The sequence below is a fragment of the Rheinheimera gaetbuli genome (genome assembly GCF_054781935.1).
In genome coordinates, this window is the sequence record NZ_BAAGTL010000001.1 from 339,577 (window position 1) to 365,379 (window position 25,803).

The following is a 25,803-nucleotide window of genomic DNA, read 5'->3' on the forward strand; positions in this document are numbered from 1 at the left end:
TGTAAAAACCGGATTATAACGCGGAGAATAAAAACAACAATTAATTCACAACAAAATTAACTCGAAGTTTATTGGTTTTATGAAGCTTGCGGAATAACAATGACTCTATCGATTTTCCAACCGTGATGGTTTTAGCCGGAACATTACTAAGCACCAAATCTTTTACCGGCGCCGGTATTGGGTTTTGGCAGTGGTTATCCACTTCGCGCTTAGCGCTTTGGTAGTTATGGTTATTGGGCTGCGCAGCAAACTGCAGCATATGGTGCTGCAGCAGCAAACACGCGCCTTCGGTATATTGCTTTTGGCCAAAGGCCAGTGGGGAGATAAGCAGTAACAGCGGTAAAGTAAAACGCATCCAGCGTATAAGACGTCCCATATTAGAGAATAGTGATGCTAGCAAGATAAGGACTAAGCGGCAAGAACCATGTGCCTAAGTACTTACTAATGCTCAACTTTGAAAGCCTGACCACGAGGGTTAAATGCTCACGATATCAATGCCACAGCCCCATCGATCGCCCTGATTAAAGTAGCAAAAGGCAAGACGCGACCCCATGGTTTTCCTGATTAAAGTAGCAAAAGGCAAGACGCGACCCCATGGTTTCAGGGGCAAACAAGCCTTTTAGTACATCGGCAGGCTTTGGCGGCGAGGCAGGTGCGGGTTTAACCGGCGGTGGTGTTACGGCTTTAACTGCAACATTGGCGTTAGCCGGTTTCGTCGTTACGGCTTTTGCCACACTGCCAACCGTAACGGGTTTGGCTGGAATATTAGTAAGTACCACATCTTTTACCGGCGCCGGTATTGGGTTTTGGCAGTGGTTATCAGATTCACGCTTAGCGCTTTGGTAGTTATGGCTATTCGGCTGAGCTGAAAACTGCACCATCTGGTGCTGCAGCAGCAAACACGCCCCTTCGGTGTATTGCTTTTGGCCAAAGGCCAGCGGAGAGATAAGCAGTAACAGCGGTAAAGTAAAACGCATCCAGCGCATAAGACGTCCCTGAATTATGGAATGCTGATGCTAGCAAGGGAAAGAAGAAGCGGCAAGAACCATATGCCTGACTACTTACTCATGCTCAACTATGAAAGCCTGCCCCCGAGGGCTTCTAGAGTTCTTACGATATCAATGTCACTACCCCCATAGATTCAAATATAAAAATTCTTAACAAGCTTTTAATTTTTTCGACCCTTCCAAAACTTCTCTACAATAGCATTCAAGTTAATTCCGAACCCGAAAAAATTAGGCTGCATCATGAGTATCGAGTTTGCCTTCTCCAGAGCATCTTCTTTGGTATCATTTTCCTTGACTATTTTGTTAAGTATCCTCTCTATTTCCGCTTCATCAAACTTTTTTGAAGCCCTTATATTACCGAGTAGGGCTTGAATATTATAATTATGATCTCCACCATCTGGAAAGTAATCTTCATGCCCTTGCTCTTCTAGGTTAATAAGATGTCTATAACTAACAGACACTGATTTATTATCTGGCATGGGGACTTTCTCACTAAAAAGCATATTCTCGAAGCTATTATTAATTTCAAAGAAGCATGCCCTAATGATAGTTAAAAAGTCCCTACGATTTTTACCTGAGACCAAAATAGAAATAAGCTTTGCTGCCGAATCACTCCTAATTACGGCAGTTGCTCCAATTTCCACATCATGCAAAACAGCGCCGGTCCTCCAACGCAAACCATTTTTTATATAATGATTCATCCTAACAATAAGCCTAGGCATAATTGATTTAGGCATAAAATCATATTGAATATCCAACTGAACACAACCATCAACATCAAAATCGAAATCAGGCTCTTGAATATCAAGCAAATCAGGAACCAAAATACTTTCATCACTAACAGAATAGCAAAGCTCAAACTTTTTCATCATATTAACAATGTAATGATGCGTATTTAAAGGGTAACAGTAACCATCATCACTACAATGCAATATAGTTGAAACCTCATCAACAGACAATATGCCATGATTTTCAGCAAGAATATTTGAATTTATTATTTTATATACTGCACCAGTAAGCCATCTTGGATCTAAAACATGAGTATCTTTTAAACGAAAATCTGAAAAGTGTACCACAGCACCAAGGTCATGGAGAAAGTCAACCAAAGCATGTTGATTCTCCATTTCAGATACACCTTCACTTTCGCATATTGTAGAGAACTCATCATAGCTTAGAAAATGATCATCAATTTTCTGAAGCTTACGTTTAATGTTAAACCAAGATATGGGCCACTCTGTACTTATTATGTCAATATAATCTAAGCAATCAATAATAGAATTCTTAAGCTGCTCCAATCCTAGACCGGTGTCACAAGAGACTTTATGAAAGCCTTTGATTGCAGGATATTTTTGTTGCAAAAACTTCCTATTAACATCAAAAGAGGGATGCTGGTCTATCTTATTTAAAACAATAACAACTGGAGATTTCCCGCCAAAAGTCTGGATATGCTTAAGCCAATATTCAGGATCCTCCTCCTTCCGCCCATCTAAAACAAGAACATACAAACTTCTCTTGGATAAAAAGAATTGATGAGTGGCGTGCATTATGTCTTGCCCACCAAAATCCCAGATGTTTAGAAAAACATCTCTTTCTTTCTGAACCTGAAATGATTCAATATTTATTCCATGAGTCTGCGGTTCATTTGGGTCATAATCATCAGATGTTAGCCTTTTAACCAAACTTGTTTTTCCAGCTCCTCCATCACCTATAACAATCATTTTCGCCTCACTTAAAGGCGTTTTCTCTTCACTTAGAGATGACAAATATGATAAAACCGCTACCTTGCCATGACTTATTATTTCAATCGGAGGAAATTCAATGGGGTTATCCTCTATATAAAGATTCCTGAACTCTTTATACATTTCACGCCCCGCTGAACCCCTACGAACAACCCGAATATTAAAGTCATATCCAAAAAAAGCTTCAGGAATAACTTTTATGTCATTATTAAATAAGTAGCACGTTTTCAATTTTCTTAATTCAGCAATACATACTGGGAATTTATTAATTCTATTCTGACCCACATTCAACATTGTTAAGCTTTTTAATTCTGAAACTGAGTCTGGAATCTGCTTTATTTTGTTTCCATACAATTGCAAATGCTGCAATTTTTTTATAGTAGATATTTTAGCGGGAATTCGAGCTATTAAGTTATCCCCTAGGTTTAGCTTGCTCAAATGTTCTAATTCGAAAATTTCCTTCGGCACGCTAGTCAACTTCATTTCGCACAATGCCAAGCCGACGACATTCCCTTTATCGTCTGCAAAGCACCCAAAATTACTTTTGGAAGTAAAGTTTGAAAATTGCCTGCCTGACTTACTTGAAGAGTCACTTCCGTTGTCGGGCAAAGAATTTGTTTTGTTGACTATAGGAATTTCTACTCCTAAAGATTTAGAAAGCCTATCTAAAACCTCAGCGTCATTTTTGTTCAGTTCCATGAAATAAACCACTATTGCTCATTTAGCTATACCGTCTCTTAGAATATAGGATTTAGTCAAGTAAAATTTTGAATTACCATAACAATATAAATTGATTGCCATTGTATCTGTAAAGTTTGAGCTATATGTAATAGCCTGAAGGTGAGTAGGTGGTAAGCGCGCAACCAAAAACAACAAAGGCCGCATTCGCGGCCTTTGTCTTAAACACTCAACTCAGAAAAATTACTTCTTCTTCGCTTTCGGGTTTGGCAGGTCGGTGATTGAACCTTCGTAAATCTCTGCGGCTAAGCCGATAGACTCGTTCAGTGTTGGGTGAGCGTGGATGGTTAACGCGATATCTTCAGCGTCGGCACCCATTTCTACTGCTAAGCAGATTTCACCCAGCATTTCACCAGCGTTGATACCAACAATAGCGCCACCGATAATACGGTGCGTGTCTTTGTCGAAAATCAGCTTGGTGAAGCCTTCAGTACGGGCTGAGGCGATAGCGCGGCCTGATGCTGCCCATGGGAAGGTAGCCGTTTCGTACTTTAAGCCTTGCTCTTTCGCCTCTTTCTCGGTTACGCCAGTCCAGGCCATTTCCGGGTCGGTATAGGCAACTGATGGAATGCAGCGTGGGTCGAAGTAGTGCTTCATGCCCGAGATAACTTCTGCTGCTACGTGGCCTTCGTGTACTGCTTTGTGCGCTAACATTGGTTGGCCGATAACATCACCGATTGCATAAATATGGCCAACGTTGGTACGCAGTTGCTTATCAACATTGATAAAGCCGCGCTCATCAACGTTAACACCGGCTTTGGCCGCGTCTAACAGGTTGCCATTTGGCTTACGGCCAACTGCAACCAGGATTTTGTCGTAACGTACCGGATTAGCTGGTGCGTTTTTGCCTTCAAAAGTGACATACAAGCCGTCTTTTTTCGCTTCAACTGCAGTTACCTTGGTAGATAACATGATGTTGAAGTTTTTGCTGTTGTACTTGGTGTAGGCTTTGACCAGGTCGGCATCGGCCGCTGGTACTAACTGATCAGCAAATTCTACTACCGATACTTTAGAACCCAGTGCGCGGTATACGGTGCCCATTTCCAGGCCGATAATACCGCCACCTAATACCAGCATTTCGCCCGGAATGTCTTTTAATTCCAGCGCGCCGGTTGAATCGATAACGCGGTCGTCATCTTTTGGAATAAACGGCAGCGCTACCGGCTCTGAACCGGCGGCGATAATAGCGTGTTCAAAGGTAATTTTAGTGTCGCCAACCTGTAAGGTGTTAGCACCGGTAAATTTACCGAAGCCGTTAACAACCTTCACTTTACGCATTTTCGCCATACCGCCAAGACCATTGGTCAGCTGGCCAACTACTTTGTCTTTCCAGCTACGGATTTTGTCTAAATCAATTTTCGGCGCACCAAAGGTTACGCCGTGTGATGCCATATCGCGGGCATCGTCAATTACCTTAGCAACGTGTAATAAGGCTTTAGACGGAATACAACCTACGTTTAAACACACGCCACCCAGGGTGCTGCGCGCTTCAACCAGGGTAACTTCTAAACCTAAGTCTGCGGCACGAAATGCGGCAGAATAACCACCAGGGCCTGCGCCCACGACTACTACCTGAGTTTTGATATCGTTGCTCATCGTATTACCTTTTCATTGAGTCGGTGTTCTGACAGCGTCACTTTGTAGGGTACGGCTATCAGGCGAAAAAAGTGGCAGAATTTTAACATCCTGCCCAAGCGATGTCCCGTAACTTTTCAGCACGGGACGCAAAATTCGCTGCTGGTTAAACAGTTACATAATGATCTGACGAATATCCGCCAGATAGCTGGCCAGCGTGGCAGTAAAGCGGGCAGCCAGGGCGCCGTCAATTACCCTATGGTCGTAAGATACGCTAAGTGGCAACATCAGCTTAGGCTCAAACTCTTTACCATTCCATTTTGGTTTAATGTCTGATTTAGACACACCCAAAATCGCCACTTCCGGCGCGTTAACAATAGGCGTAAACGCCGTACCGCCAATGCCACCCAAGCTTGATATAGTAAAACAGCCGCCCTGCATATCGGCCGAGGTTAACTTACCCTCACGCGCTTTTACCGAAATGTCCTGCAGCTCGCGTGACAACTCGATAATGCCTTTTTTGTTTACGTCTTTTACTACCGGTACCACTAAGCCATTTGGTGTGTCTACCGCTATACCTAAGTGCACGTATTTTTTCAGGATCAGGCTTTGGCCATCCTCTGACAACGAGCTGCAAAAGGTTGGGAACTCTTCCAGTGCTTTAGCCACCGCTTTCATAATAAACACCAGCGGTGTGTATTTAACGCCGAGCTTTTTCTTCTCGGCTAAGCTGTTTTGCTCTTTGCGGAAGTCTTCCAGGCCGGTGATATCGGCTTCGTCAAACTGGGTAACATGCGGAATACGCACCCAGTTACGGTGTAAATTATTACCCGACAGCTTTTGAATACGTGACAGCGGCTTGGCTTCTACTTCACCAAACTTGGCAAAATCGACTTTTGGCCAGGCGATCAAGTCAAAACCCATACTGTTGCCGGCAGCAGAACCTGAGCTTACCGCACCAGATTCTACCTGTTTTACCAGCTGCTTCACGTAGTTTTGCACGTCTTCTTTAACCACACGGCCTTTACGGCCTGTGCCGTTAACTTTAGCCAGGTTAATGCCAAACTCACGCGCTAAGCGGCGGATAACCGGTGACGCATGCGCATAGGCACTGTTTTCCACAAAGCCTTCGTTGCTTGTAGCAGAAGCTGAGGCAGCCGGTGCCGCTTCAGCTTTAGCTTTAGCTGCCGGAGCGTCGGTTTTTGTTTCAGCTTTTGCTTCAGCTTTTGGCTCAGACGCTGCTGCTTCTGCTGCCGGCGCAGCTTCACCGTTACCCACGGCAGACTCAAACAGCATAATCAGGCTACCGGTTGATACCTTGTCGCCAACGCTGATTTTAATTTCTTTTACCTTACCGGCAAACGGCGCCGGTACTTCCATACTGGCTTTGTCGCCTTCCACACTCAGCAACGACTGCTCTTCGGTTACCGTATCACCTACTTTGACCATAATTTCGGTCACTTCAACCGCGTCGCCGCCAATATCCGGTACTTTAACTTCTTGTACGCTGCTTGCTGTTTTGCTTTCGGTTTTGGCTTCAGTTTTGCTGTCAGCTTTTGCCTCGGCTTTGGCTTCTTGCTTCGCGGGGGCTGCGCCTTCACCTTCAAAGGTCATAATCAGGCTACCGGTTTTTACCTTGTCGCCTACTTTTACGTTAATGCTTTTTACTACACCCGGCTCGCTGGCCGGCACTTCCATAGAAGCCTTATCGCCTTCTACGCTAAGCAGTGACTGATCAGCGGCTACCTTGTCGCCAACCTTTACCAGAACTTCGGTGACTTCAACTTCGTCCGCACCAATATCCGGAACATGAATTTCAATAGTCATGTGCAATCCTCTTATGCGTAAAGCGGGTTGGTTTTGCCAGCGTCGATGCCAAATTTCTTAATTGCATCTACCACTACCGCTTTTTTCAGTTCGCCTTGTTTTACCAGCTCACTCAGCGCGGCTACCACGATGTAGCCGGCATTCACTTCAAAGTGACGGCGCAGGTTTTCGCGGCTGTCCGAGCGGCCGTAACCGTCGGTACCCAGCACCTTGTAAGATGTGGCCGGAACAAAGGCCCGCACCTGGTCGGCATAGTTTTTCATATAGTCGGTCGCAGCAATTGCCGGCGCGCTGTTCATTACCGTAGCAATGTATGGCGTTTTCTCTTTTGCATCCGGATTAAGCATGTTAAAGCGCTCGCAATCCTGGCCATCGCGTGCCAGCTCGTTAAACGAGGTTACCGAGTACACATCAGACGCTACACCGTAATCTTTGCTCAGTATTTCTGCCGCTTTGCGCACTTCATTTAAGATAGTGCCCGAGCCCATCAGCTGTACCTTACCCCGGTCGCCGTTTAAGCTTTCCAGCTTATAAATACCACGGCGAATACCTTCTTCAGCGCCTTTTGGCATCGCCGGATGATGGTAGTTCTCGTTCATTACCGTAATGTAGTAATAGATGTTTTCCTGCGCTTCGCCGTACATGCGGTGAATACCGTCATGCAGAATAACCGCCAGCTCATAGGCATAGGTTGGGTCATAGGAAATACAGTTAGGCACAGTGCCGGCCAGAATATGGCTGTGGCCGTCTTCGTGCTGTAAACCTTCGCCGTTCAGCGTGGTACGTCCTGCAGTAGCGCCTAACAGGAAGCCGCGCGCTTGCTGGTCGCCAGCCATCCATGCCATATCGCCAACACGTTGGAAGCCGAACATAGAGTAGTAAATGTAGAACGGGATCATCGGCAAATCATTGGTGCTGTACGACGTAGCTGCCGCCACCCAGGACGACATAGCGCCCAGCTCGTTAATACCTTCCTGCAGTACCTGGCCGCCGATATCTTCTTTGTAGTAACTGACTACTGAACGGTCTTCCGGGGTATAGGTTTGGCCGCCCGGGTTATAAATACCAATTTGACGGAATAAGCCTTCCATACCAAAGGTACGGGCTTCGTCGGCAATAATCGGCACTATTTGCTTACCGATATGTGCATCTTTTAACAGAATGTTCAGCGCCCGCACATAGGCCATGGTGGTAGAGATATCACGCTTTTGCTCTTCCAGCAGGCCATCGAAGGCACTTAGCTCCGGCAGTTCAAGTTTCTCAGTAAAGTTAGGTAAGCGCACCGGGGTGTAACCGTTTAACGCGGCACGGCGGTCGTGCAGGTATTTCAGTTCCGGCGAGCCTTCCGGCAGCTTAATGTAGGGTAAGTCGGCTACTGCATCTTCGCTGATATAGTCTTCCAGGCCTAAACGCTTGCGCAGTTGCAGCACGTGCGTCATATCCATTTTCTTCACCTGGTGAGCAATGTTTTTGCCCTCTGCCGCTTCGCCCATGCCGTAACCTTTTACGGTTTTCGCCAGGATAACAGTAGGTTTGTCGGTGCATTCCTGCGCGGCTTTAAAAGCAGCATACAGTTTTGATGGTTCATGGCCGCCGCGTTTTAAATCGAAAATTTCTTCGTCGGTCATATCGGCAACTAAAGCTGCGGTTTCCGGGTAACGGCCGAAGAAATGCTTACGCACATAAGCACCGTCGTTAGCTTTGTAAGTTTGGTAATCGCCGTCTACCGTTTCGTTCATCAGTTGCAGCAATTTACCGGTGGTGTCTTTGGCCAGCAGTTTGTCCCAACCACGGCCCCACACCACTTTGATCACGTTCCAGCCGGCGCCGCGGAATAAGCCTTCCAGCTCCTGAATAATTTTACCGTTACCCATTACCGGGCCATCAAGCCGCTGCAGGTTACAGTTAATTAAATAACACAGGTTGCCCAGCTTCTCACGGGCAGCAAAGCTTACCGCACCGCGTGATTCCGGCTCGTCCATCTCGCCATCGCCTAAAAAGGCGTACACACGCTGCGCGCTGGTGTCTTTTAAGCCACGGCCGTGTAAATACTTTAAAAACCGTGCCTGATAAATAGAGGCAATCGGGCCTAAACCCATAGACACCGTAGGGAACTGCCAAAACTCTGGCATTAATTTCGGGTGCGGGTAGCTGGATAAACCTTTACCGTCTACTTCCTGACGGAAGCTGTCCAGTTGTTCTGCCGTTAAGCGGCCTTCAACAAAAGCACGGGCATAAATACCCGGTGAAATATGGCCCTGGTAGTACACCAAATCGCCACCGTCTTTTTCATTCGGCGCGCGGAAAAAGTGGTTAAAACAGGTTTCATAAAATGCTGCAGAAGACTGGTAAGACGCCATATGGCCGCCTAAATCCAGTTCTTTTTTCGAGCCGCGCAGCACGATCATAATGGCGTTCCAACGGATCACCGAACGAATACGCCGCTCCAGGTTAACATCGCCCGGATAAGCCGGTTCTTGCTGCGGTGGAATAGTATTAATGTAGTTGGTAGTAACACCGGTTGGCATATCTACGCCTTCCAACCGGGCTTCTTCCAGCACTTTTTCCAGCAGGAACTGCGCCCGCTCTACCCCTTCAGTGCGAACTACCGATTCCAGTGCTTCAAGCCACTCTTTGGTTTCCAGAGCGTCGATGTCAACTTTACTGACTTCAGACATATCGAGGTTTCCTTTGGTTATGCACGCCTGTGCTATACATGCCCATGTGCGTTAAAAATATTAGCCCTGCTGGGTGCGACGCAGCGAACGCTCAATACGCGAGCGTTCTTTGCCTACTTCCAACATCGCTTCTTCAATAAAAGCCAGGTGATCATTACTGGCCTGGCGTGCCTGTTCCGGCTCACCATTAATCACTGCCTGCATCAACCGCTGCCGATGCAAATTTAACTGGCCACCAATGCCTTCCTTCTGCTGCAGGGTTTCCAGGTTTACCCGGATATTCTGCTCCACCAATGGCGTTAAGCCGCGCACCAAATGCAGCAACACCACATTGTGCGACGCTTCGGCCACTGCTAAATAAAAATTGCCTACGGCTTTGGCTTCCTGCTCTAAGTCATTTAACTGCTGCGCCGCACAAATGGCCTGGTAATGGCCTTTTATTTGCTCAAAATCGGCACCGGTGCCGCGCAGTGCGGCGTAGTAGGCACAAATGCCCTCTAAGGCATGACGAAATTCCAGTAGATCAAACTGCGATTCAGGATGGCGGGCAATTAAGGCAAATAATGGGTCGGTTAGCCCCACGGCCAGGTTATCGCAAACATAAGTACCACCGCCCTGCCGCCGGCTTAGCAAGCCTTTGGCTTCCAGTTTTTGAATGGCCTCACGTAGCGATGGCCGCGATACGGCAAACATTTGCGCTAAATCACGCTCTGGCGGCAGCTTTTGCCCCGGCGCAAAACTGCCCTCCAGCAACATATTTTCCAGTTGCTCGACAATGCGATCAGAGAGTTTCGCCGGTTTAATTTTAAAATCTGCCATGCCGCGTTGCGATATCCCGTTGGCTTAAGCGGTCATTTTAGCCGCTTGCGCTCTTTGTAAATTGGTATTACCAATTTAATTTTAGTGGCGATAAGGTAGCAGTTTCTGCCCAGCATGTAAATAAAGCAGAGATCCGTAGCAAAGGCAAAAGCGGAAAATAGTTAGAGTAATAACTCAACATTGCCAAGGTGTGACAGGTAGAGAAAGAATTGGTCTGACCACTAATCCTCCCCTAGCCATCAAATCCTCCCTTGGCCCCTCCTTTACAAAAGGAGGGGTATATTGCCCCCTCTTTAGCAAAGAGGGGGTTGGGGGAGATTTGGCGGTTGGGGAGATTTGGCGGTTGGGGAGATTTGGCGTTATCCCAACCAGCCAGTAAGGGTTAGCACCGCCGTAAAGGCCAAAAAAAACAGCATATTGCGCTTAGCCAACTGTACCATGCCGCTGCTATCATCCAGCGTATTTAAACTCTCGTCCGGTACGGTTTCAGCCGCTGTCGCCACTTCTACCACAACCTGCTCGTTGTCGGCGGTAAAATCCAAAAAGTAACTTAGCAACACATTAGACGCGCGCGAAAAATGCCCTACCAACGCAAAGCCTAAACCAAATAACCGCGCCGGAAACCACAGCGCCCAGTGCGCCATACAATTTACCTTGCTGTTATTGCCCAGCACAGTGGCGTAGTCGCTGGCCTCTTTTTCATCTACCGCTTCCTGTAAATGCCGCACCAACACATAACTCATCACGCCAAAGGCCCCCAAACCAAGCGGGCTTAGTACTAAAAACCAAAACACTACCGCGGCGTAATAACGAAAGTTAAGCCACAACAACAGCTGGCCATAACTGTGCTGTTGCGTACTGCCCATTTGCGTAGCAATTTGTTGCATGCTGATAAAGGCGGCCTCTTCGTCGCCTCTGTCCATGGCATTTAAATACTGTTTGTACAATTGGCGGTAATGCCAGGCGCCAATACCCAGCAACAACACCAGTGTATTCACTACCAGGGTAATTAAATGGCTATCCAGCAAACATAACAGCAAGGTTACCACTGCCCCCGGCAACGCCAGCCACAGGTATTGGCCCAGGCTGTGTGACGACAAACGGCCAAGTACAGACCCGGCACTAAAGCGCACATAAGCACGGCAGTATCCCGCGGCCTGCCATGTGTCGCTGCGCACGGCTAAACGCTCAATAATTAATGCCAGCAACATACTAATTAACGTCATGCAGAAAACTCCTTCGTGGCACTTTTTATCCCACTTTGTATCGCGCTGCGATAGCGCATCCAATCAAACGCGATGCCGGGGTCGGTTTTGCGCCCCGGCGCAATATCACTATGTCCGGTTATACGGTCCGGCGTGATAGCCGGATACTGCTGGCACAAAAAACAAGTAAGTTGAATAAGGCTTTGATATTGCTGCTCAGTATACGGCAAATTATCAGTGCCTTCTAACTCGATACCTATAGAAAAATCGTTACAACGCTCGCGCCCGGCAAACTGGCTAACCCCGGCATGCCAGGCACGTTTGGCAAAAGGCACATACTGAAAAATGCGGCCATCGCGCCAGATCACACAATGCGCCGACACCCGCACGCCCTGTAAACCGGCAAAGCTAATGTCTGCAGTGCAGTCAAGCGTACCCATAAACAGCGCATCTACGTAGCTGTGCTCTGGCTGGTGGGCAAATTCACCGGCGGGTAAGCTGATGTTATGGATCACCAACAAGCTAATGCGCTCGCCAGCTGGGCGTTCGTCGCAATGAGGGCTTGGGCGTTGGGTAATGGCAGGTGCAATCATCAGAAGTTTTGCCTTTAACCGTCATGGTTAGTAAGCTATAGCGCTATTGTCACTGCCGGAGCAGCGTAATGCAAGCATCACCACCGACAAACCGCTATGGTAAGACCTTTGCCATTATTGCCTGGCTAATCGTAATGGTAATGCTGTATTTGTTTTTCCAGGACACAATAGATAAACAGCTTAACCCTAATCAGCAACTTAATAGTGTACAAGGCAGCCTGGGCGAAACCCGCACTGTGCTGATACGCAATAAAAGCGGCCACTATGTTGGTACAGCACTTATAAACAACCAACCGGCCGATTTTATGCTGGATACCGGCGCCACCACCGTGGCAATTGCCCAAAGCAGCGCCGAAAAACTTGGCCTGCCGTTTGGCGCAGCTATTCAGGTGAATACCGCCAATGGCTTATCTACCGCCTGGCGCAGCCGCATCGACCGTTTGCAACTGGGTGATATAGTGCTAACCAACATCCCTGCCAGCATAGTACCCAACCTTAGTGGTACCGAGATATTGCTGGGCATGAGTGCGTTAAAGCAGTTAGAATTCCACCAACAAGGCAACCAACTCACCCTGATCCAACACCAATAATTATGCATACTGACTACCTTGATTTGCTGCAACACGAAATACAACGCGCCGTCACCAGTGCGCTGGCTGAAGATCTCGGCTTTTTGCCCGTAAACGAAGGCGACATTACTGCGTCTTTAATCCCTGCAACCCAGCTTGCCAATGCCAACATTATCACTCGCGAAGATTGTGTTATCTGTGGCACTGCCTTTGTTAATGAGGTATTTAAGCAACTGGGCAACGAGGTTAGCGTTGTTTGGCAAGTAAAAGATGGCGACACAGTAACCGCCAATGCCACGCTTTGCACCTTACAAGGCCCGGCGCGTATATTGCTTACCGGAGAGCGCAGTGCGTTAAACTTTTTACAGCTGTTAAGCGCCACCGCCACTACCACGGCGCATTATGTGCAGTTTTTGCAAGGCACTAACACCCGCCTGCTGGATACCCGTAAAACCATTCCGGGTTTACGCTTCGCACAAAAATATGCAGTCTTTGTTGGCGGTGGCAAAAACCACCGTATCGGCTTGTTTGATGCATTTTTAATTAAAGAAAACCATATTGCGGCGGCAGGCTCTATTGCCAATGCCGTGGCCACAGCGCGGCAAAACTTCCCCGGCAAACCGGTAGAGGTAGAAACCGAAAACCTGGCCGAATTACAACAAGCGCTGGACGCCGGCGCCGACATTATTATGTTGGATAATTTTTCACTGGCCGACATCAACCAGGCGGTAGCACTTAACAGCGGCAAAGCCAAGCTTGAAGTGTCAGGCAATATTACCAGCGAGCGCTTAACCGAACTGGCCGCCACCGGCGTAGATTACATATCCAGCGGCGCGCTAACCAAGCATGTGCAGGCAATAGACTTATCCATGCGCCTGACAATACAGGCCTGAATAACAAAAAATAACAACGCTTAAATCTGCAGCGGCAAAACTTCTGTATAGTAACTCAATCTCAAGGACGAGGCAGCAATACAGGAACATATAATGCAACTTAGCGGTACCGTAGTATTCTGGCGTGACGACAAAGGCTTTGGCTTTGTAAAGTGCGACCAAACCCAGCAGCAGCTGTTTTTTCATATCCGCGACCAGGCCGGCGGCAGCAACCGGCCCGAACCCGGTGATACGCTGCAATTTACTCAGGGCAGCGACAAACGTGGCCGGCCCATTGCCAGCCACTGGCAATTAGCCGCCAGCAGCAAAACCGGCCGCAACAAAACCCAAGCGCCGGCCAGCATCAGCAGCGCCGCCGATATTCAGCAAGCCAGCCAGCTTTCATTACTGTTTCGCATCACTTTTTTAATCGCCGTAGTGCTGGCCCTGCTGTTTGGCAAACTACTCTATGTGTTGCCATTGCTGTATATCGAAGCCAGCCTGATGACCTACTGGCTGTACAAAACCGACAAAGAGGCCGCCATAGCACGCCACGGCAACCGCCTGGCCGAACAAAGCCTGCAACTATACGCCCTTATCGGCGGTTGGCCCGGTGCTTACATAGCCCAGCAGCAACTGGCACACAAGCGTAGCAAGTTATCTTTCCGGCGTGAATTTGGCTTTGTTATTCTGGGTAATACCCTGTTGGTAGGCTGGTTACTGTCGCCCTGGGGCCAGGCGTTTTTGGCCCGCATGGCCTTGTGGGCGGCTTAGGCTCCGCCAGATGCGTTTAAGCACACAACAAGCCGACACTATCAGCTAGCTAACCAAGGCACTTAGCCAGCGGGGTTTATTATAGTGCTGCTACTTTTTTAATTTATCGTATGGCGCAGGTTCAGCCTCAGCCACTTTGTCCATAGCCTGCAAAAAGGCTTGCTCGCTGCCTTGTTGTTGCCGTGTTATTAAATACTCTTCAGTCAATAGCGCAGTCATTTTTTCAGCCACCGCAGATGACACAAACTGATTTATCGACACACCGTCTTTTTTCGCCAGCGCCTTAACTTGTTTATGCAAAGAATCGGGCAAACGTAAACTCAAAGTACTCATTTTTCACTCCGGTTTAGTGCTAAAAACTGTTGCGGCGTTATTGCTGTAATCCCAAACAACGCGCTTTTACTGAAATCACGAACGTTAAACGTAACAATAAACTGGCTTTGCGATTGCACAGCAAGTTCTAACACCATATCGTCTTGCGGATCTTTCAGGCATGGCCGCCATAAATAGTAAATCTGACATAATGTCGCTTTACTAACCAAATAATTCAAAATGTTATCAATATCGTCAACCTTAAGGTTAGGGATCAATCCCGGACGTTTTAACACCGCTTCATACTCGAAAAACAACGGGACAGAAACCGCTGGCTTACACCAATTATTTGTAAGCTCTGATAAAAGCTTATACGAGGCTCCCTGCTTAGACCGCAGTCCCGCAACGAGAATATTGGTATCGAGCACGATTTTTTTCATTAAGCAGTATTATAGGTGATACCATTAAAACCGCAAATAGGCTAACCAGCTGCACTATCATTAGATTTATGACTAACGGCAAACCTCCTTTCATCCCCCTCCTCTAGCAAAGGAGGGGCCAGGGGAGGATTCAAAGGCAAAACCGCTGTTGTAATCGGCGTAAAATAGCGCTAACAACCCGAAAAGTGATACGCCAGACAACCCTAAAATAGCGACAAACAGACTGGCATTAGCCGCCTAGCGGTTATTAGAGCAAAAAAACTAGTACTTTAATACTATACAGCTTGCTTAATGAACAGACGCAAATTTAAAATAAATAGTTAAATTTCAGCATTTTATGCAATATCAGAAAATTATTTAACATTTAGCTTGCGGCTTGCGTAGAAATTGCCAAAATAGCCCTTAGCCCAAGCGGCTAATTAAACATCAGGAGAAGTAAATTATGAAACGTACACAAAAAGGTTTTACCTTAATTGAATTAATGATCGTTGTAGCGATCATTGGTATTTTGGCTGCTATTGCTATTCCACAGTATCGCAACTACACAATCACTACGGCAGAAAATTCATGTTTAGCTGAAACAAGAGCTCTTGCCAGCGCCCTTGCCGTTTGGTTACACAATGGTTCACCGACAGCTGCGCCAGGCGGTCCAATGCCTACTGCTCCAACTGGTGGCGCTTGCACAAGCTTTACCGGCGTAACAGCTCCTGCCTTTGGCACTCCAGTAGTGGGTACTCCTCGGGCTCCGGGTGTTGCTACTCAATCGGTACCATTAGAGTAAGCTAATCCGCGGTCTAGCTAGGACCGAAATCAGCTCTGAAATTCAAAAGCCAGCTAGCAATGCTGGCTTTTTTCTGCACTGATACTTTGCATAGTTTTCTATTGAGACACATAATACTCACAACATTTAATTTGCAGCTAATGCAGAATTAGCCTAAAAAGGGATTTTATTCGGCATAATTAGCTTTTGGAGAAATCAAATAATGAATAAGACGAATACGAAGCTCCTTGGGTTTACCTTAGTCGAAATACTTATCGTCACAGCCATTATTGGTATTTTGTTCTCCATTGCTTTGCCTGCTTATCAAAATCACACAATTAGCTCAGCAGACAATGCTTGTTTTGCTGAAGTAAGGTTATATGTTCTTACAGCAATAACAGAATTAGAAAGTGGCAATACGCCAGCTGCAGCTACAACGTCTGCTTGTCTTACAATAGATACTGCTTTGAATATTGCAACTCCTATAACAGCATCACCAACCCCCCCAGGTACAGGCTCCATCACATGCAACTTAGCTAATAGTGGCTTTTGCGTATTAACACCAGGTACCTAAACCAATCTTCGGGGGCAGATCTAATTGGAACCTTCGGGGTCACCCATTTAACTATGGGGTCAGATCCAATTGTGGTGAATGACGACAATTGATGGTCGCACATGCCACAAGATTTTTTGCTTCACCTTTGATTCGCTCACTCGTTGCCGTAGATACCGGTACAACGGCGTTAACCAAGCTATATACTTGAATAACGCTGGTTTAGTGGCATAATCAACGGATTATGCAAAGTCTTATTAGCAAATTCAGGATGTTGTCGTTTAATGGCCGTTACCACCACCTCTACCCTGTTTAAACGCTTAGTGCAGCTGGGGCTGCTTAACGGCGAACAGGCCACTAAAATGGTTACCGACAAAGGTAGCCAGTACAAAAACCTGCCTGAGCTATTAATAAACGAAAAGCTGATAACCTCAGAAAAGCTGGCCCAGGCCGCCGCCGGCATTAGCCACGCTATTTGCCTGGATATAGAACAGTTTGATGTCGCCTACGTGCCAGAAGACCTACGCAACGAAAAACTGATCCGCAAAACCGATATGCTGCCGCTGGGTAAACGCGGCCGCAGCATGTACCTGGCGGTGGTAGACCCTACCAATATACAAACCATTGAAGACTTTGAATTTAACACCGGCTTAAACGCCGAAGTAATCGTGGTTGAGTACGACAAGCTGCATAAGCTGCTGGACAAGCTGTTTGACAGTAACTTAGGCGGTGACTTTAGCGACGGCGACTGGGATTTAGGCTCGCTGGGTATAGTGCAGGAAGAAGACGACGACGGCGCCGGCGTTCAGGCCGACAAAGAAGACCAGCCCATTATTGCTTTTATTAATAAAATGCTGCTGGACGCCATACGCAAGGGCGCGTCAGACTTACACTTTGAGCCTTACGAAAAAACCTACCGCATTCGCTTTCGTATCGACGGTATTTTGCATGAGGTGGCCAGCCCGCCGGTGGCATTGTCTACCCGCTTGTCGGCGCGGTTAAAGGTTATGTCACGGCTGGACATTGCCGAAAAACGCGTACCGCAAGATGGCCGCATAAAGCTAAAGCTGTCGGCAAAAAAATCTATCGATTTCCGCGTAAGTACCCTGCCTACGCTGTGGGGCGAGAAAATTGTAATGCGTATTCTCGACTCAGACAGCGCCATGCTGGGTATAGATGTACTAGGTTACGAAGACCACCAAAAACAACTGTATTTAGCCGCTTTGGCCCAGCCGCAGGGCATGATACTGGTAACCGGCCCTACCGGCTCGGGTAAAACAGTATCGTTGTATACCGGCCTGGCAATTTTAAATACCGAAGAAACCAATATTTCTACCGCCGAAGACCCGGTAGAAATAAACCTGGCCGGTATTAACCAGGTGCAGGTAAACCCGCGCGCCGGTTTAACCTTTGCCTCGGCGTTAAAAGCCTTTTTACGCCAGGACCCCGACGTAGTAATGGTGGGTGAAATACGTGATTTAGAAACCGCCGAAATTGCCATAAAAGCCGCACAAACCGGCCACTTGGTGTTATCTACCCTGCACACTAACTCGGCCCCGGAAACGCTAACCCGCTTACTAAATATGGGCGTACCGGCTTATAACGTGGCCAGCTCGGTGTCGTTAATTATTGCCCAGCGCCTGGCACGGCGCTTATGCAGCCATTGTAAACAGCCCGAAGTACTGCCCGAGGCCGAATTACTAAAACAAGGCTTTACCGGGCAGCAGCTGGCAACGGTAAAAATATTTAAGCCCGTAGGCTGCGACCATTGCACTAATGGCTACAAAGGCCGGGTAGGTATTTACGAAGTAATGCCGGTAAGTGGCGCCATGGCCGATATTATTATGCAGGGCGGCAACTCGCTGGATATTGCCACCCAGGCACAAAAAGAAGGCATAAATAACCTGCGCCAGTCTGGCCTGGTAAAGGCCGCGGCCGGCCTGACCAGCCTGGCCGAAATTAACCGGGTAACCAAAGGCTAAACACCTTGCTTAGTGTTGCGTGTTTAATGCTTAGTAGTGATTTTTGAAGAATAACTTATATAACAATGTAAATATTGCGCGACAGCGCAGCAACAGGACATAACACATGGCTCAAACCCAAAAATTTAAAATAAAAGAGCTGGAAGCCTACCTATACAAGGGCGTTAACCGCCGCGGCAATAAAGTAGATGGCGAAGTAAAAGGCACCAGCATTGCCGAGGTAAAAGCCTTACTGCGCCAGCAGGGTATTACGCCGTCGGGCGTTAAGCGCAAGCCCAAATCGCTGTTTAGCGGTGAAAAGCGCATTACAGCCTTGGATATTGCCATTTTTACCCGCCAGATAGCCACCATGCTGGGCGCCGGCGTACCGCTGGTGCAGTCTATCGACTTAATTGCCAATGGTGCAGACAATAAAAGCCTGCGAACCTTAATGCAAAAAATATCGGTTAAAATACAGGCCGGTTTGCCGCTGTCAGAAACCCTGCGCGAGCACCCGAAATATTTTGATGATTTATACTGCGACTTAGTAAAATCTGGCGAGGCATCTGGCAGCCTGGATGCTATTTTCGACCGGCTGGCCACTTATAAAGAAAAGGCCGAGGCGCTTAAATCTAAAATTAAAAAAGCCATGTTTTACCCTATAGCGGTATTGGTAGTGGCAGCCATTGTTACCTCTATTTTGCTGATTTTTGTGGTACCGCAATTTGCCGAAATTTTTTCCGGCTTTGGCGCCGAGCTACCGGCCTTTACCTTATTTGTTTTGGGCATATCCGAGCTGATGCAACAATATTGGTGGGTTGTACTTGCTGCAATAGCAGCTTTATTTTATGTAATCAGAAAAACCTATGCCAATAATTTGGCTTTTCGAACCTGGGCCGATGGCCGCATTATCCGCCTGCCGGTTATTGGTAATATATTAAATAAAGCCGCGGTTGCCCGCTATGCCCGTACGCTGTCTACCACCTTTGCCGCCGGCGTACCGCTGATAGAGGCGCTGGAATCCGCCGCAGGCGCCGCTGGCAACGAGGTGTACAAAAACGCCATTTTATTTATCCGCGAAGAGGTGTCGTCCGGTAACCAGATGTACCTGGCCATGAAGCAAACCGACCAGTTTCCTGAGATGGTAGTGCAAATGGTGTCTATTGGTGAAGAGTCAGGCGCGCTCGACTCCATGCTGTCTAAGGTCGCCAATATTTACGAGCAGGAAGTAGACGACGCCGTAGATGGCTTAACCGCCCTGCTCGAGCCAATGATTATGGCGGTGCTGGGGGTGGTTATAGGTGGCTTAATTATTGCCATGTACCTGCCTATTTTCCAGCTCGGCCAAATTGTTGGTTAACTTGATGACAGACTTAATCAGTTTATTACAACACTACCCGCCGCTGTTTATTGCTGCCGTATTGTTGCTTAGTTTAGTGGTGGGCAGTTTTTTAAATGTGGTTATTTACCGCCTGCCCAAAATGATGGAAAACGAGTGGCAGCAAGAGTATCAGGCCTATTTTAGCCCTGATACAGCTGATACTGCCGCGCCGGCACGCTTTAACCTGGCTGTGCCGCGTTCGGCCTGCCCGGCCTGTAACAGCCCGATACAGGCACGCGACAATATACCACTGTTAAGCTGGCTGCTGTTAAAAGGCAAATGCCGCCACTGCAGCGCGCCTATAAGTGCACGTTACCCGCTGGTAGAGCTGTTAACCGGGGTGTTGTCGGCCACAGCAGCCTGGCAACTGGGTTTTGGCCCTGCCGCTGCCGTTGTGATTGTGGTTACCTGGCTGCTCGTGGCACTTACCTTTATTGATATTGATAAAATGCTGCTGCCCGACCAGCTAACTCTGCCGCTGTTATGGCTGGCACTGCTGTTTAGCCTGAGCGATTCAGCCATGGTTAACCCGGCACAGGCCATTATTGGCGCCGCTGCCGGGTATCTTAGCCTGTGGAGCGTATACTGGCTGTTTAAGCTGTTAACCGGCAAAGAAGGCATGGGCTATGGCGACTTTAAGCTGCTGGCGGTGTTTGGTGCCTTACTGGGCTGGCAACAACTGCCACTGATTATTTTGCTGTCGTCTTGTGTTGGTGCCGTGGTGGGTATTACGCTGTTAACTGTACAGGGCAAAGATAAAGCCACGCCTATTCCGTTTGGGCCCTATATTGCTGCCGCCGGCTGGATAGCCTTGCTGTGGGGCGAGCAGCTAACTGATGCTTATTTGCGGTATCTTGGCTTGTAATGGTTAACTGTAATGACTAACTATAGTGTCTAACTATATTGTTGGCGTAACCGGCGGCATTGGCTGCGGCAAAACCACGGTAATGCAATGCTTTGCTGCGCTGGGTATAGCAGCGGTAGATGCTGATATTGTCGCGCGCGAAGTGGTATTGCCAGGCACGCCCTGCCTTAGTGCGATACAGCAGCACTTTGGCAGCGCTATATTGCTGCCAAACGGCGAACTTAACCGCCCGGTATTACGGCAACGCATATTTAGCCACAGCACAGACAAAGCCTGGCTGGAACAATTGCTACACCCGGCAATACGCGCGCAATTGCTACAACAGCTGGCGCAGCTAACATCGCCCTACGCCTTACTGGTAGCGCCGCTGTTACTGGAAAACGCACTGGATAACTATGTAAACCGGGTACTAGTAGTCGACTTACCGGAAGCGCTGCAACGGCAACGCAGCATGGCACGCGATAATGCCAGCGAACAGCAGATAAAAGCGATCATGGCAGCGCAATTATCACGCCAAGAGCGGCTGGCACGCGCCGATGATATTGTTAATAACGACGGCAGTATAGCCGCATTGCAGGCACAGGTTGAGCGCTTGCACACATTTTACCTGCAGCAGGCAGGCTTAAGCTAAATAAGCCCGGTGTGCTGCTATAACAGGATAATTAGCCCACACTAATGACACAGCTAACTTACGAGCACCCGCTAAACGAAAAGCTGCGCACCTATTTGCGCCTAGAGTACCTGTTAAACCAGTTGCAGCAGCTTACGCCGTTGCAAACAGAATGGCAGCAGCAAAGCTTTTTTAATACCCTGTTCGACCTGGTTGAGGTGCTGGATCGCAACGACATTCGCCCCGATTTAATCAAAGACTGCGAGCGCAGTGAAACGGCTTTAGTAAAATGGGCCAGCCACCCATCCGTTGCTGACGACAAACTACAGGCGTTGTTACAACAAGCGGTAAGGCTGCAAACCGAACTGCTACGCAGCGGTAAATTTGTTGCCAGCTTAAAAGATGATAAGTTTTTAGCACCGCTACGCCAGCGCTTTGCCGTACCCGGTGGCACCTGCTATTTTGATCTGCCGCAATTGCAATACTGGTTTAACCTGCCGGCAGAACAACGCCAACAAGCCGCCAGCCACTGGTGTAATGAATTTAACCTGCTGCAACAGGCATTACAGCTGGTACTGCAGTTTTGTCGCGGTAAAGGCCAGTTTAGCAACGTAACCGCCGACAACGGCTTTTATCAAAGTAATACCGAACAACACGAGTTGCTGCGCATCCGCTATCAGCCACAACACGGCGCCTACCCAACAGTAAGTGGCAATAAATACCGCTACGCCATCCGCTTTATGCTGTTATCCGACGACAGCGGCCGCTGCAGCAGCGAAAAAACCATCAGCTTCGAGCTAGCCTGTTGTTAATTTCAAGCGCTATGCCAGCGTAAAACTTTAACGGCAGAAAGCTATTAGCGCTACTACAGATGACTGGTAGAATAGCGCCCCAGAAGGAGAGTTAACGCATGAAAGTAAAATGCCCAACCTGTGACATAGATGTAGTGTGGACAACTGAATCGGCTTACCGGCCGTTTTGCTCGGAGCGCTGTAAACTAATTGACCTGGGTGACTGGGCGGCAGAGAACCACCGCATACCAGATAAAGCACCTATTAACGCCGCGTTGTCAGAAGAGTATCTGGCCGAACTGGAGCAGGAGTTTATCGCGCAGGATAATAACTTTTTTAAACACTGATGTGGTTAGCATCAGTGTAAACTTTTCAAGTGTTCTGACCGCTTGAAAAATGCTGTTGGATGCGCGCCACAATAGGCTGATTGGCATCGGGAAAGTCTAGCTTGCTAAGCTCTGCTACGCTGGCCCAGCGCAGTGGCTGGCCTTCACGGCCGTGTGGCTCGCCGCTGAAGCCGGTTACTAAATGGATGTCTAGCAACACGGTTTTTTCCGGGTAGGCGTATTGTAATTGCATAAAGGCACTGCTTTGGCTTACCTGTATTGCTACCTCTTCCTGAAGCTCGCGGCTAAGGGCCTGCTGCACGGTTTCACCAGCCTCAACTTTACCGCCGGGAAACTCCCATTTACCGCCCTGATGTTGCTTACTACTGCGAAGCGCCAGCAATATGTGCTGATCGCGCAGAATAACCCCCACCGCGACATGAATAACTTTGGCTGTCATTGTTAACTCCTACAGAAACAACAAAGCCAGCCGCAGCTGACTTTGTATTAACCTATGTCCAAGGTTATACCAACTTACCGTGGCACTGCTTATACTTTTTACCTGAACCACAAGGGCAAGGGTCGTTGCGGCCTACTTTGTCTTGCTCGCGGAACACCGGGCCACGCGGCATATCATCCGGTAATTCGCCACCAACATGTTCTGCTTCGGCGTGCTGATAATTGTGCGGCACGGCGTCTGCTTTACGGCGTTGCTCTTCTACAGCTTCAACGTCTTCTGCAGCTCGAACCTGCACCCGGCTAAGCACACCAATAACATCGGTTTTCAGGTTTTCCAGCATCGTAGAGAACAGTTCAAAGGCTTCACGCTTGTACTCTTGTTTTGGATTTTTTTGCGCATAGCCACGCAGGTTTATACCCTGACGCAGGTGGTCCATTGCAGCCAGGTGCTCTTTCCAGTGTGTATCCAGGCTTTGCAGCATAATGGCTTTCTCAAACTGGCGCAGTACCTGCTCGCCAACCATTTGCTCTTTGTGCGCGTAGGCGTTGTCTACTTCTTGCACGATGCGCTCGCGCAGCTTTTCTTCAAACAGTTTTTTGTCGTCGGCAAGCCACTGACTGATTGGCAAGTCCAGTGCGTAGTCGGCTTTTAACCGTTGCTCAAGGCCTGGAATATCCCACATTTCGTCCAGCGATTGTGGTGGAATATATTCGCTTATGACGTTGTCTACCACGTCTGAGCGGATAGCATTGATGGTTTCGCTGATGTCGGTAGCGTCCAGCAGCTCGTTGCGCTGCTCGTACACCACTTTACGCTGGTCGTTAGCAACGTCGTCAAATTCAAGCAGTTGTTTGCGCACATCAAAGTTACGCGCCTCTACTTTACGCTGAGCGTTTTCAATGGCACGGCTAACCCAGGGGTGTTCAATGGCTTCGCCTTTTTCCATGCCCAGTTTACGCATCATACCGGCCATGCGGTCTGAGGCGAAAATACGCATCAGGGCATCGTCCAGCGACAGATAAAAACGGCTGGAACCCGGGTCACCCTGACGGCCTGAACGGCCACGTAACTGGTTGTCAATACGGCGTGACTCATGCCGCTCTGTACCAATAATATGTAAACCACCGGCGGCGATAACCGCATCGTGGCGCAATTGCCAGTCGGCTTTTATTTTGTCTTTTTGCGTGTCGGTTGCCTCTGCACCCAATGCCGCCAGTTCTGACTGCAAACTACCACCCAGCACGATGTCAGTACCACGGCCTGCCATGTTGGTGGCAATAGTTACTGTGCCCGGCTGGCCGGCCTGAGCAATAATTTGTGCTTCATTGGCGTGAAACTTAGCGTTTAACACCTGGTGCTTAATTTTGGCTTTGTTAAGCAGGTTAGATAAGTACTCTGAGCTTTCGATAGACGCGGTACCCACCAGCACAGGCCGCGCTGCATCACGGTTTTTGACAACGTCGTCGATAATAGCCTGATATTTGTCTTCGGCATTTAAGTACACCAAGTCGGCCATATCGTTACGAACCATGGGCCGGTTGGTGGGGACTACGATAGTTTCTAAACCATAAATTTGCTGAAATTCAAAGGCTTCAGTATCTGCTGTACCTGTCATACCGGCAAGCTTGTCGTACAGGCGGAAATAGTTCTGGAAGGTAATAGATGCCAGAGTCTGATTTTCGTTTTGAATACGCACACCTTCTTTAGCTTCAACAGCCTGGTGCAAGCCTTCAGACCAGCGTCGGCCTTCCATAGTACGGCCAGTGTGTTCGTCGACGATAATAATTTCGCCGTCTTTTACTACGTAGTCTACATCACGTTTAAATAACTGATGCGCACGCAGCGCAGCATAGACATGGTGCAACAAGGTAATATTGGCAGCAGAAAACAGCGTGTCATGTTCGCCAATCATACCTTTTTCGCGCAGCATCTCTTCTACTTTGATCTGACCTTGCTCGGTTAGATACACCTGACGCGCTTTTTCGTCAACGGTAAAGTGGCCGTCACCATGTGCGCCCTCTTCGTCTTCTTTTTCCTGTTTCTCCAGGGTTGGCACCAGTACGTTTATCTGCTTGTACAGCTCCGAACTGTCTTCAGCCGGGCCAGAGATAATTAACGGAGTACGGGCTTCATCAATTAAAATCGAGTCAACTTCATCGATAATGGCAAAAGCCTGATCGCGCTGCACGCGGTCTTGCGGCGAAAACGCCATATTGTCACGCAGGTAGTCAAAACCAAATTCGTTGTTGGTGCCATAAGTGATATCAGCCTGATACGCTTGCTGTTTTTCAGGGTGCGCCATGCCAGGCACATTTACACCTACAGTTAGACCAAGAAAGCTGAACAACGGCGCGTTGGTTTGGGCATCGCGCTTTGCCAGATAATCGTTGACGGTAATAACATGCACGCCCTTGCCACTTAGCGCATTTAAATACGCAGGCAGGGTTGCCGTAAGGGTTTTACCTTCACCGGTACGCATTTCAGAAATTTTGCCCTGATGCAGCACAATGCCGCCCATAAGCTGTACGTCAAAATGCCGCATTGCAAATACGCGCTTACTGGCTTCACGCACAGTAGCAAAGGCCTGTGGCAAAATATCATCCAGCGTGCTGCCATTAGCAAGCGATTGCTTGAATTCGTTAGTTTTTTGTTTCAGCTGGTCGTCGGATAAGGCGCTAAACTCTGCCTCTAACGCATTGATCTGCTGGACTTGTTTTTCTAATTTTTTTAAGAAGCGGTCGTTGCGGCTACCAAATACTTTGGTAAAGAGTTTTCCAAACATTATCCAAATACCATGTTAAGTTAAAACTGCATTGCAGTCCCGGCTGCAGGTTAATACACCGGTAAATCAGAGCATAAGCCCAACATATTACGCCAGATATGGTGGCCGATGCTAATGCTTTCAAGGGGCCACATTCTCTGCTGCGACAGAAGCTGCTACACTGCGC

Annotated in this window: 23 protein-coding genes and 1 pseudogene; 11 read left to right on the forward strand and 13 right to left on the reverse strand. The window is 48.1% G+C overall.

Features of this window, described 5'->3' with window-relative positions:
* Window positions 1-40: 40 nt before the first annotated feature.
* From ACYVIC_RS01650 to ampD, 9 genes are all read right to left on the reverse strand, one after another.
* The gene (locus tag ACYVIC_RS01650; RefSeq protein WP_460856681.1) at window positions 41-376 is read right to left on the reverse strand and encodes a hypothetical protein; all 336 of its coding nucleotides are present in this window, start codon (window positions 374-376) and stop codon (window positions 41-43) included.
* A gap of 145 nt (window positions 377-521) precedes the next feature.
* Window positions 522-986 carry a hypothetical protein gene (locus ACYVIC_RS01655; protein ID WP_460856683.1) on the reverse strand — a complete coding sequence of 155 codons (465 nt, stop codon included), beginning with the start codon at window positions 984-986 and terminating at the stop codon, window positions 522-524.
* A gap of 182 nt (window positions 987-1,168) precedes the next feature.
* The gene (locus ACYVIC_RS01660; protein WP_460856685.1) at window positions 1,169-3,445 is read right to left on the reverse strand and encodes a COR domain-containing protein; all 2,277 of its coding nucleotides are present in this window, start codon (window positions 3,443-3,445) and stop codon (window positions 1,169-1,171) included.
* A gap of 222 nt (window positions 3,446-3,667) precedes the next feature.
* The gene (lpdA, locus tag ACYVIC_RS01665; protein WP_460856686.1) at window positions 3,668-5,080 is read right to left on the reverse strand and encodes a dihydrolipoyl dehydrogenase; all 1,413 of its coding nucleotides are present in this window, start codon (window positions 5,078-5,080) and stop codon (window positions 3,668-3,670) included.
* 153 nt (window positions 5,081-5,233) lie between these two features.
* Entirely contained in the window at window positions 5,234-6,886 is a 1,653-nt protein-coding gene (aceF, locus tag ACYVIC_RS01670; protein ID WP_460856688.1) for a pyruvate dehydrogenase complex dihydrolipoyllysine-residue acetyltransferase, read from the reverse strand.
* Between the two features lie 11 nt (window positions 6,887-6,897).
* Window positions 6,898-9,564 (reverse strand): pyruvate dehydrogenase (acetyl-transferring), homodimeric type, encoded by a 2,667-nt coding sequence (gene aceE / locus ACYVIC_RS01675; RefSeq protein ID WP_460856690.1) that lies wholly within the window; start codon window positions 9,562-9,564, stop codon window positions 6,898-6,900.
* Window positions 9,565-9,624: 60 nt separating this feature from the next.
* Complete coding sequence (gene pdhR / locus ACYVIC_RS01680; protein ID WP_460856692.1) at window positions 9,625-10,383, reverse strand: pyruvate dehydrogenase complex transcriptional repressor PdhR; 759 nt, start codon at window positions 10,381-10,383, stop codon at window positions 9,625-9,627.
* A gap of 359 nt (window positions 10,384-10,742) precedes the next feature.
* Window positions 10,743-11,609 carry a regulatory signaling modulator protein AmpE gene (ampE, locus tag ACYVIC_RS01685; RefSeq protein WP_460856694.1) on the reverse strand — a complete coding sequence of 289 codons (867 nt, stop codon included), beginning with the start codon at window positions 11,607-11,609 and terminating at the stop codon, window positions 10,743-10,745.
* Complete coding sequence (gene ampD, locus ACYVIC_RS01690; RefSeq protein WP_460856696.1) at window positions 11,606-12,181, reverse strand: 1,6-anhydro-N-acetylmuramyl-L-alanine amidase AmpD; 576 nt, start codon at window positions 12,179-12,181, stop codon at window positions 11,606-11,608. The genes ampE and ampD overlap by 4 nt, the downstream gene beginning before the upstream one ends.
* Before the next feature lie 68 nt (window positions 12,182-12,249).
* Here ampD and ACYVIC_RS01695 point away from each other — a divergent pair, with 68 nt between their 5' ends.
* The 3 genes from ACYVIC_RS01695 (at window position 12,250) to ACYVIC_RS01705 (ending at window position 14,396) form a co-directional block, all read left to right on the forward strand.
* Window positions 12,250-12,771, forward strand: coding sequence for a retropepsin-like aspartic protease family protein (locus ACYVIC_RS01695; RefSeq protein ID WP_460856698.1), 522 nt, complete (start codon window positions 12,250-12,252; stop codon window positions 12,769-12,771).
* Between the two features lie 2 nt (window positions 12,772-12,773).
* A complete protein-coding gene (gene nadC / locus ACYVIC_RS01700; protein WP_460856700.1) occupies window positions 12,774-13,643 on the forward strand; it encodes a carboxylating nicotinate-nucleotide diphosphorylase in 870 nt (289 codons plus the stop codon).
* A 93-nt stretch (window positions 13,644-13,736) separates the two neighbouring features.
* Entirely contained in the window at window positions 13,737-14,396 is a 660-nt protein-coding gene (locus tag ACYVIC_RS01705) for a DUF1294 domain-containing protein (protein WP_460856701.1), read from the forward strand.
* Between the two features lie 90 nt (window positions 14,397-14,486).
* Here ACYVIC_RS01705 and ACYVIC_RS01710 read toward each other — a convergent pair whose 3' ends face one another.
* Both ACYVIC_RS01710 and ACYVIC_RS01715 read right to left on the reverse strand, forming a co-directional pair.
* Entirely contained in the window at window positions 14,487-14,729 is a 243-nt protein-coding gene (locus ACYVIC_RS01710) for a YlcI/YnfO family protein (RefSeq protein WP_460856703.1), read from the reverse strand.
* Window positions 14,726-15,148: a putative toxin-antitoxin system toxin component, PIN family gene (locus ACYVIC_RS01715; RefSeq protein ID WP_460856705.1), complete on the reverse strand. Its 423-nt coding sequence runs from the start codon at window positions 15,146-15,148 to the stop codon at window positions 14,726-14,728. Before ACYVIC_RS01715 ends, ACYVIC_RS01710 begins: the two co-directional genes overlap by 4 nt.
* A gap of 442 nt (window positions 15,149-15,590) precedes the next feature.
* Between ACYVIC_RS01715 and ACYVIC_RS01720 the strand changes: the two are divergent.
* The 8 genes and pseudogenes from ACYVIC_RS01720 to yacG all read left to right on the forward strand — a co-directional run.
* Window positions 15,591-15,693, forward strand: a pseudogene (locus ACYVIC_RS01720) (prepilin-type N-terminal cleavage/methylation domain-containing protein); the annotation flags it as partial.
* 438 nt (window positions 15,694-16,131) lie between these two features.
* Window positions 16,132-16,482 (forward strand): pilin, encoded by a 351-nt coding sequence (locus tag ACYVIC_RS01725; RefSeq protein WP_460856706.1) that lies wholly within the window; start codon window positions 16,132-16,134, stop codon window positions 16,480-16,482.
* Window positions 16,483-16,745: 263 nt separating this feature from the next.
* Window positions 16,746-18,443, forward strand: a complete 1,698-nt coding sequence (gene pilB, locus ACYVIC_RS01730; protein WP_460856708.1) for a type IV-A pilus assembly ATPase PilB — start codon at window positions 16,746-16,748, stop codon at window positions 18,441-18,443.
* 106 nt (window positions 18,444-18,549) lie between these two features.
* Window positions 18,550-19,782, forward strand: a complete 1,233-nt coding sequence (locus ACYVIC_RS01735; protein ID WP_460856710.1) for a type II secretion system F family protein — start codon at window positions 18,550-18,552, stop codon at window positions 19,780-19,782.
* Between the two features lie 4 nt (window positions 19,783-19,786).
* Window positions 19,787-20,668, forward strand: coding sequence for a prepilin peptidase (locus ACYVIC_RS01740; protein WP_460856712.1), 882 nt, complete (start codon window positions 19,787-19,789; stop codon window positions 20,666-20,668).
* A 25-nt stretch (window positions 20,669-20,693) separates the two neighbouring features.
* A complete protein-coding gene (gene coaE / locus ACYVIC_RS01745) occupies window positions 20,694-21,299 on the forward strand; it encodes a dephospho-CoA kinase (RefSeq protein WP_460856713.1) in 606 nt (201 codons plus the stop codon).
* A 44-nt stretch (window positions 21,300-21,343) separates the two neighbouring features.
* The gene (zapD, locus tag ACYVIC_RS01750) at window positions 21,344-22,090 is read left to right on the forward strand and encodes a cell division protein ZapD (protein WP_460856715.1); all 747 of its coding nucleotides are present in this window, start codon (window positions 21,344-21,346) and stop codon (window positions 22,088-22,090) included.
* 98 nt (window positions 22,091-22,188) lie between these two features.
* Window positions 22,189-22,416 carry a DNA gyrase inhibitor YacG gene (gene yacG / locus ACYVIC_RS01755; protein ID WP_460856717.1) on the forward strand — a complete coding sequence of 76 codons (228 nt, stop codon included), beginning with the start codon at window positions 22,189-22,191 and terminating at the stop codon, window positions 22,414-22,416.
* Between the two features lie 25 nt (window positions 22,417-22,441).
* On the opposite strand, the gene mutT is transcribed toward yacG, so the two are convergent.
* Together mutT and secA are read right to left on the reverse strand one after the other, a co-directional pair.
* Complete coding sequence (gene mutT, locus ACYVIC_RS01760) at window positions 22,442-22,855, reverse strand: 8-oxo-dGTP diphosphatase MutT (protein ID WP_460856719.1); 414 nt, start codon at window positions 22,853-22,855, stop codon at window positions 22,442-22,444.
* A 64-nt stretch (window positions 22,856-22,919) separates the two neighbouring features.
* Window positions 22,920-25,637, reverse strand: coding sequence for a preprotein translocase subunit SecA (gene secA / locus ACYVIC_RS01765; protein WP_460856720.1), 2,718 nt, complete (start codon window positions 25,635-25,637; stop codon window positions 22,920-22,922).
* Window positions 25,638-25,803: the final 166 nt, after the last annotated feature.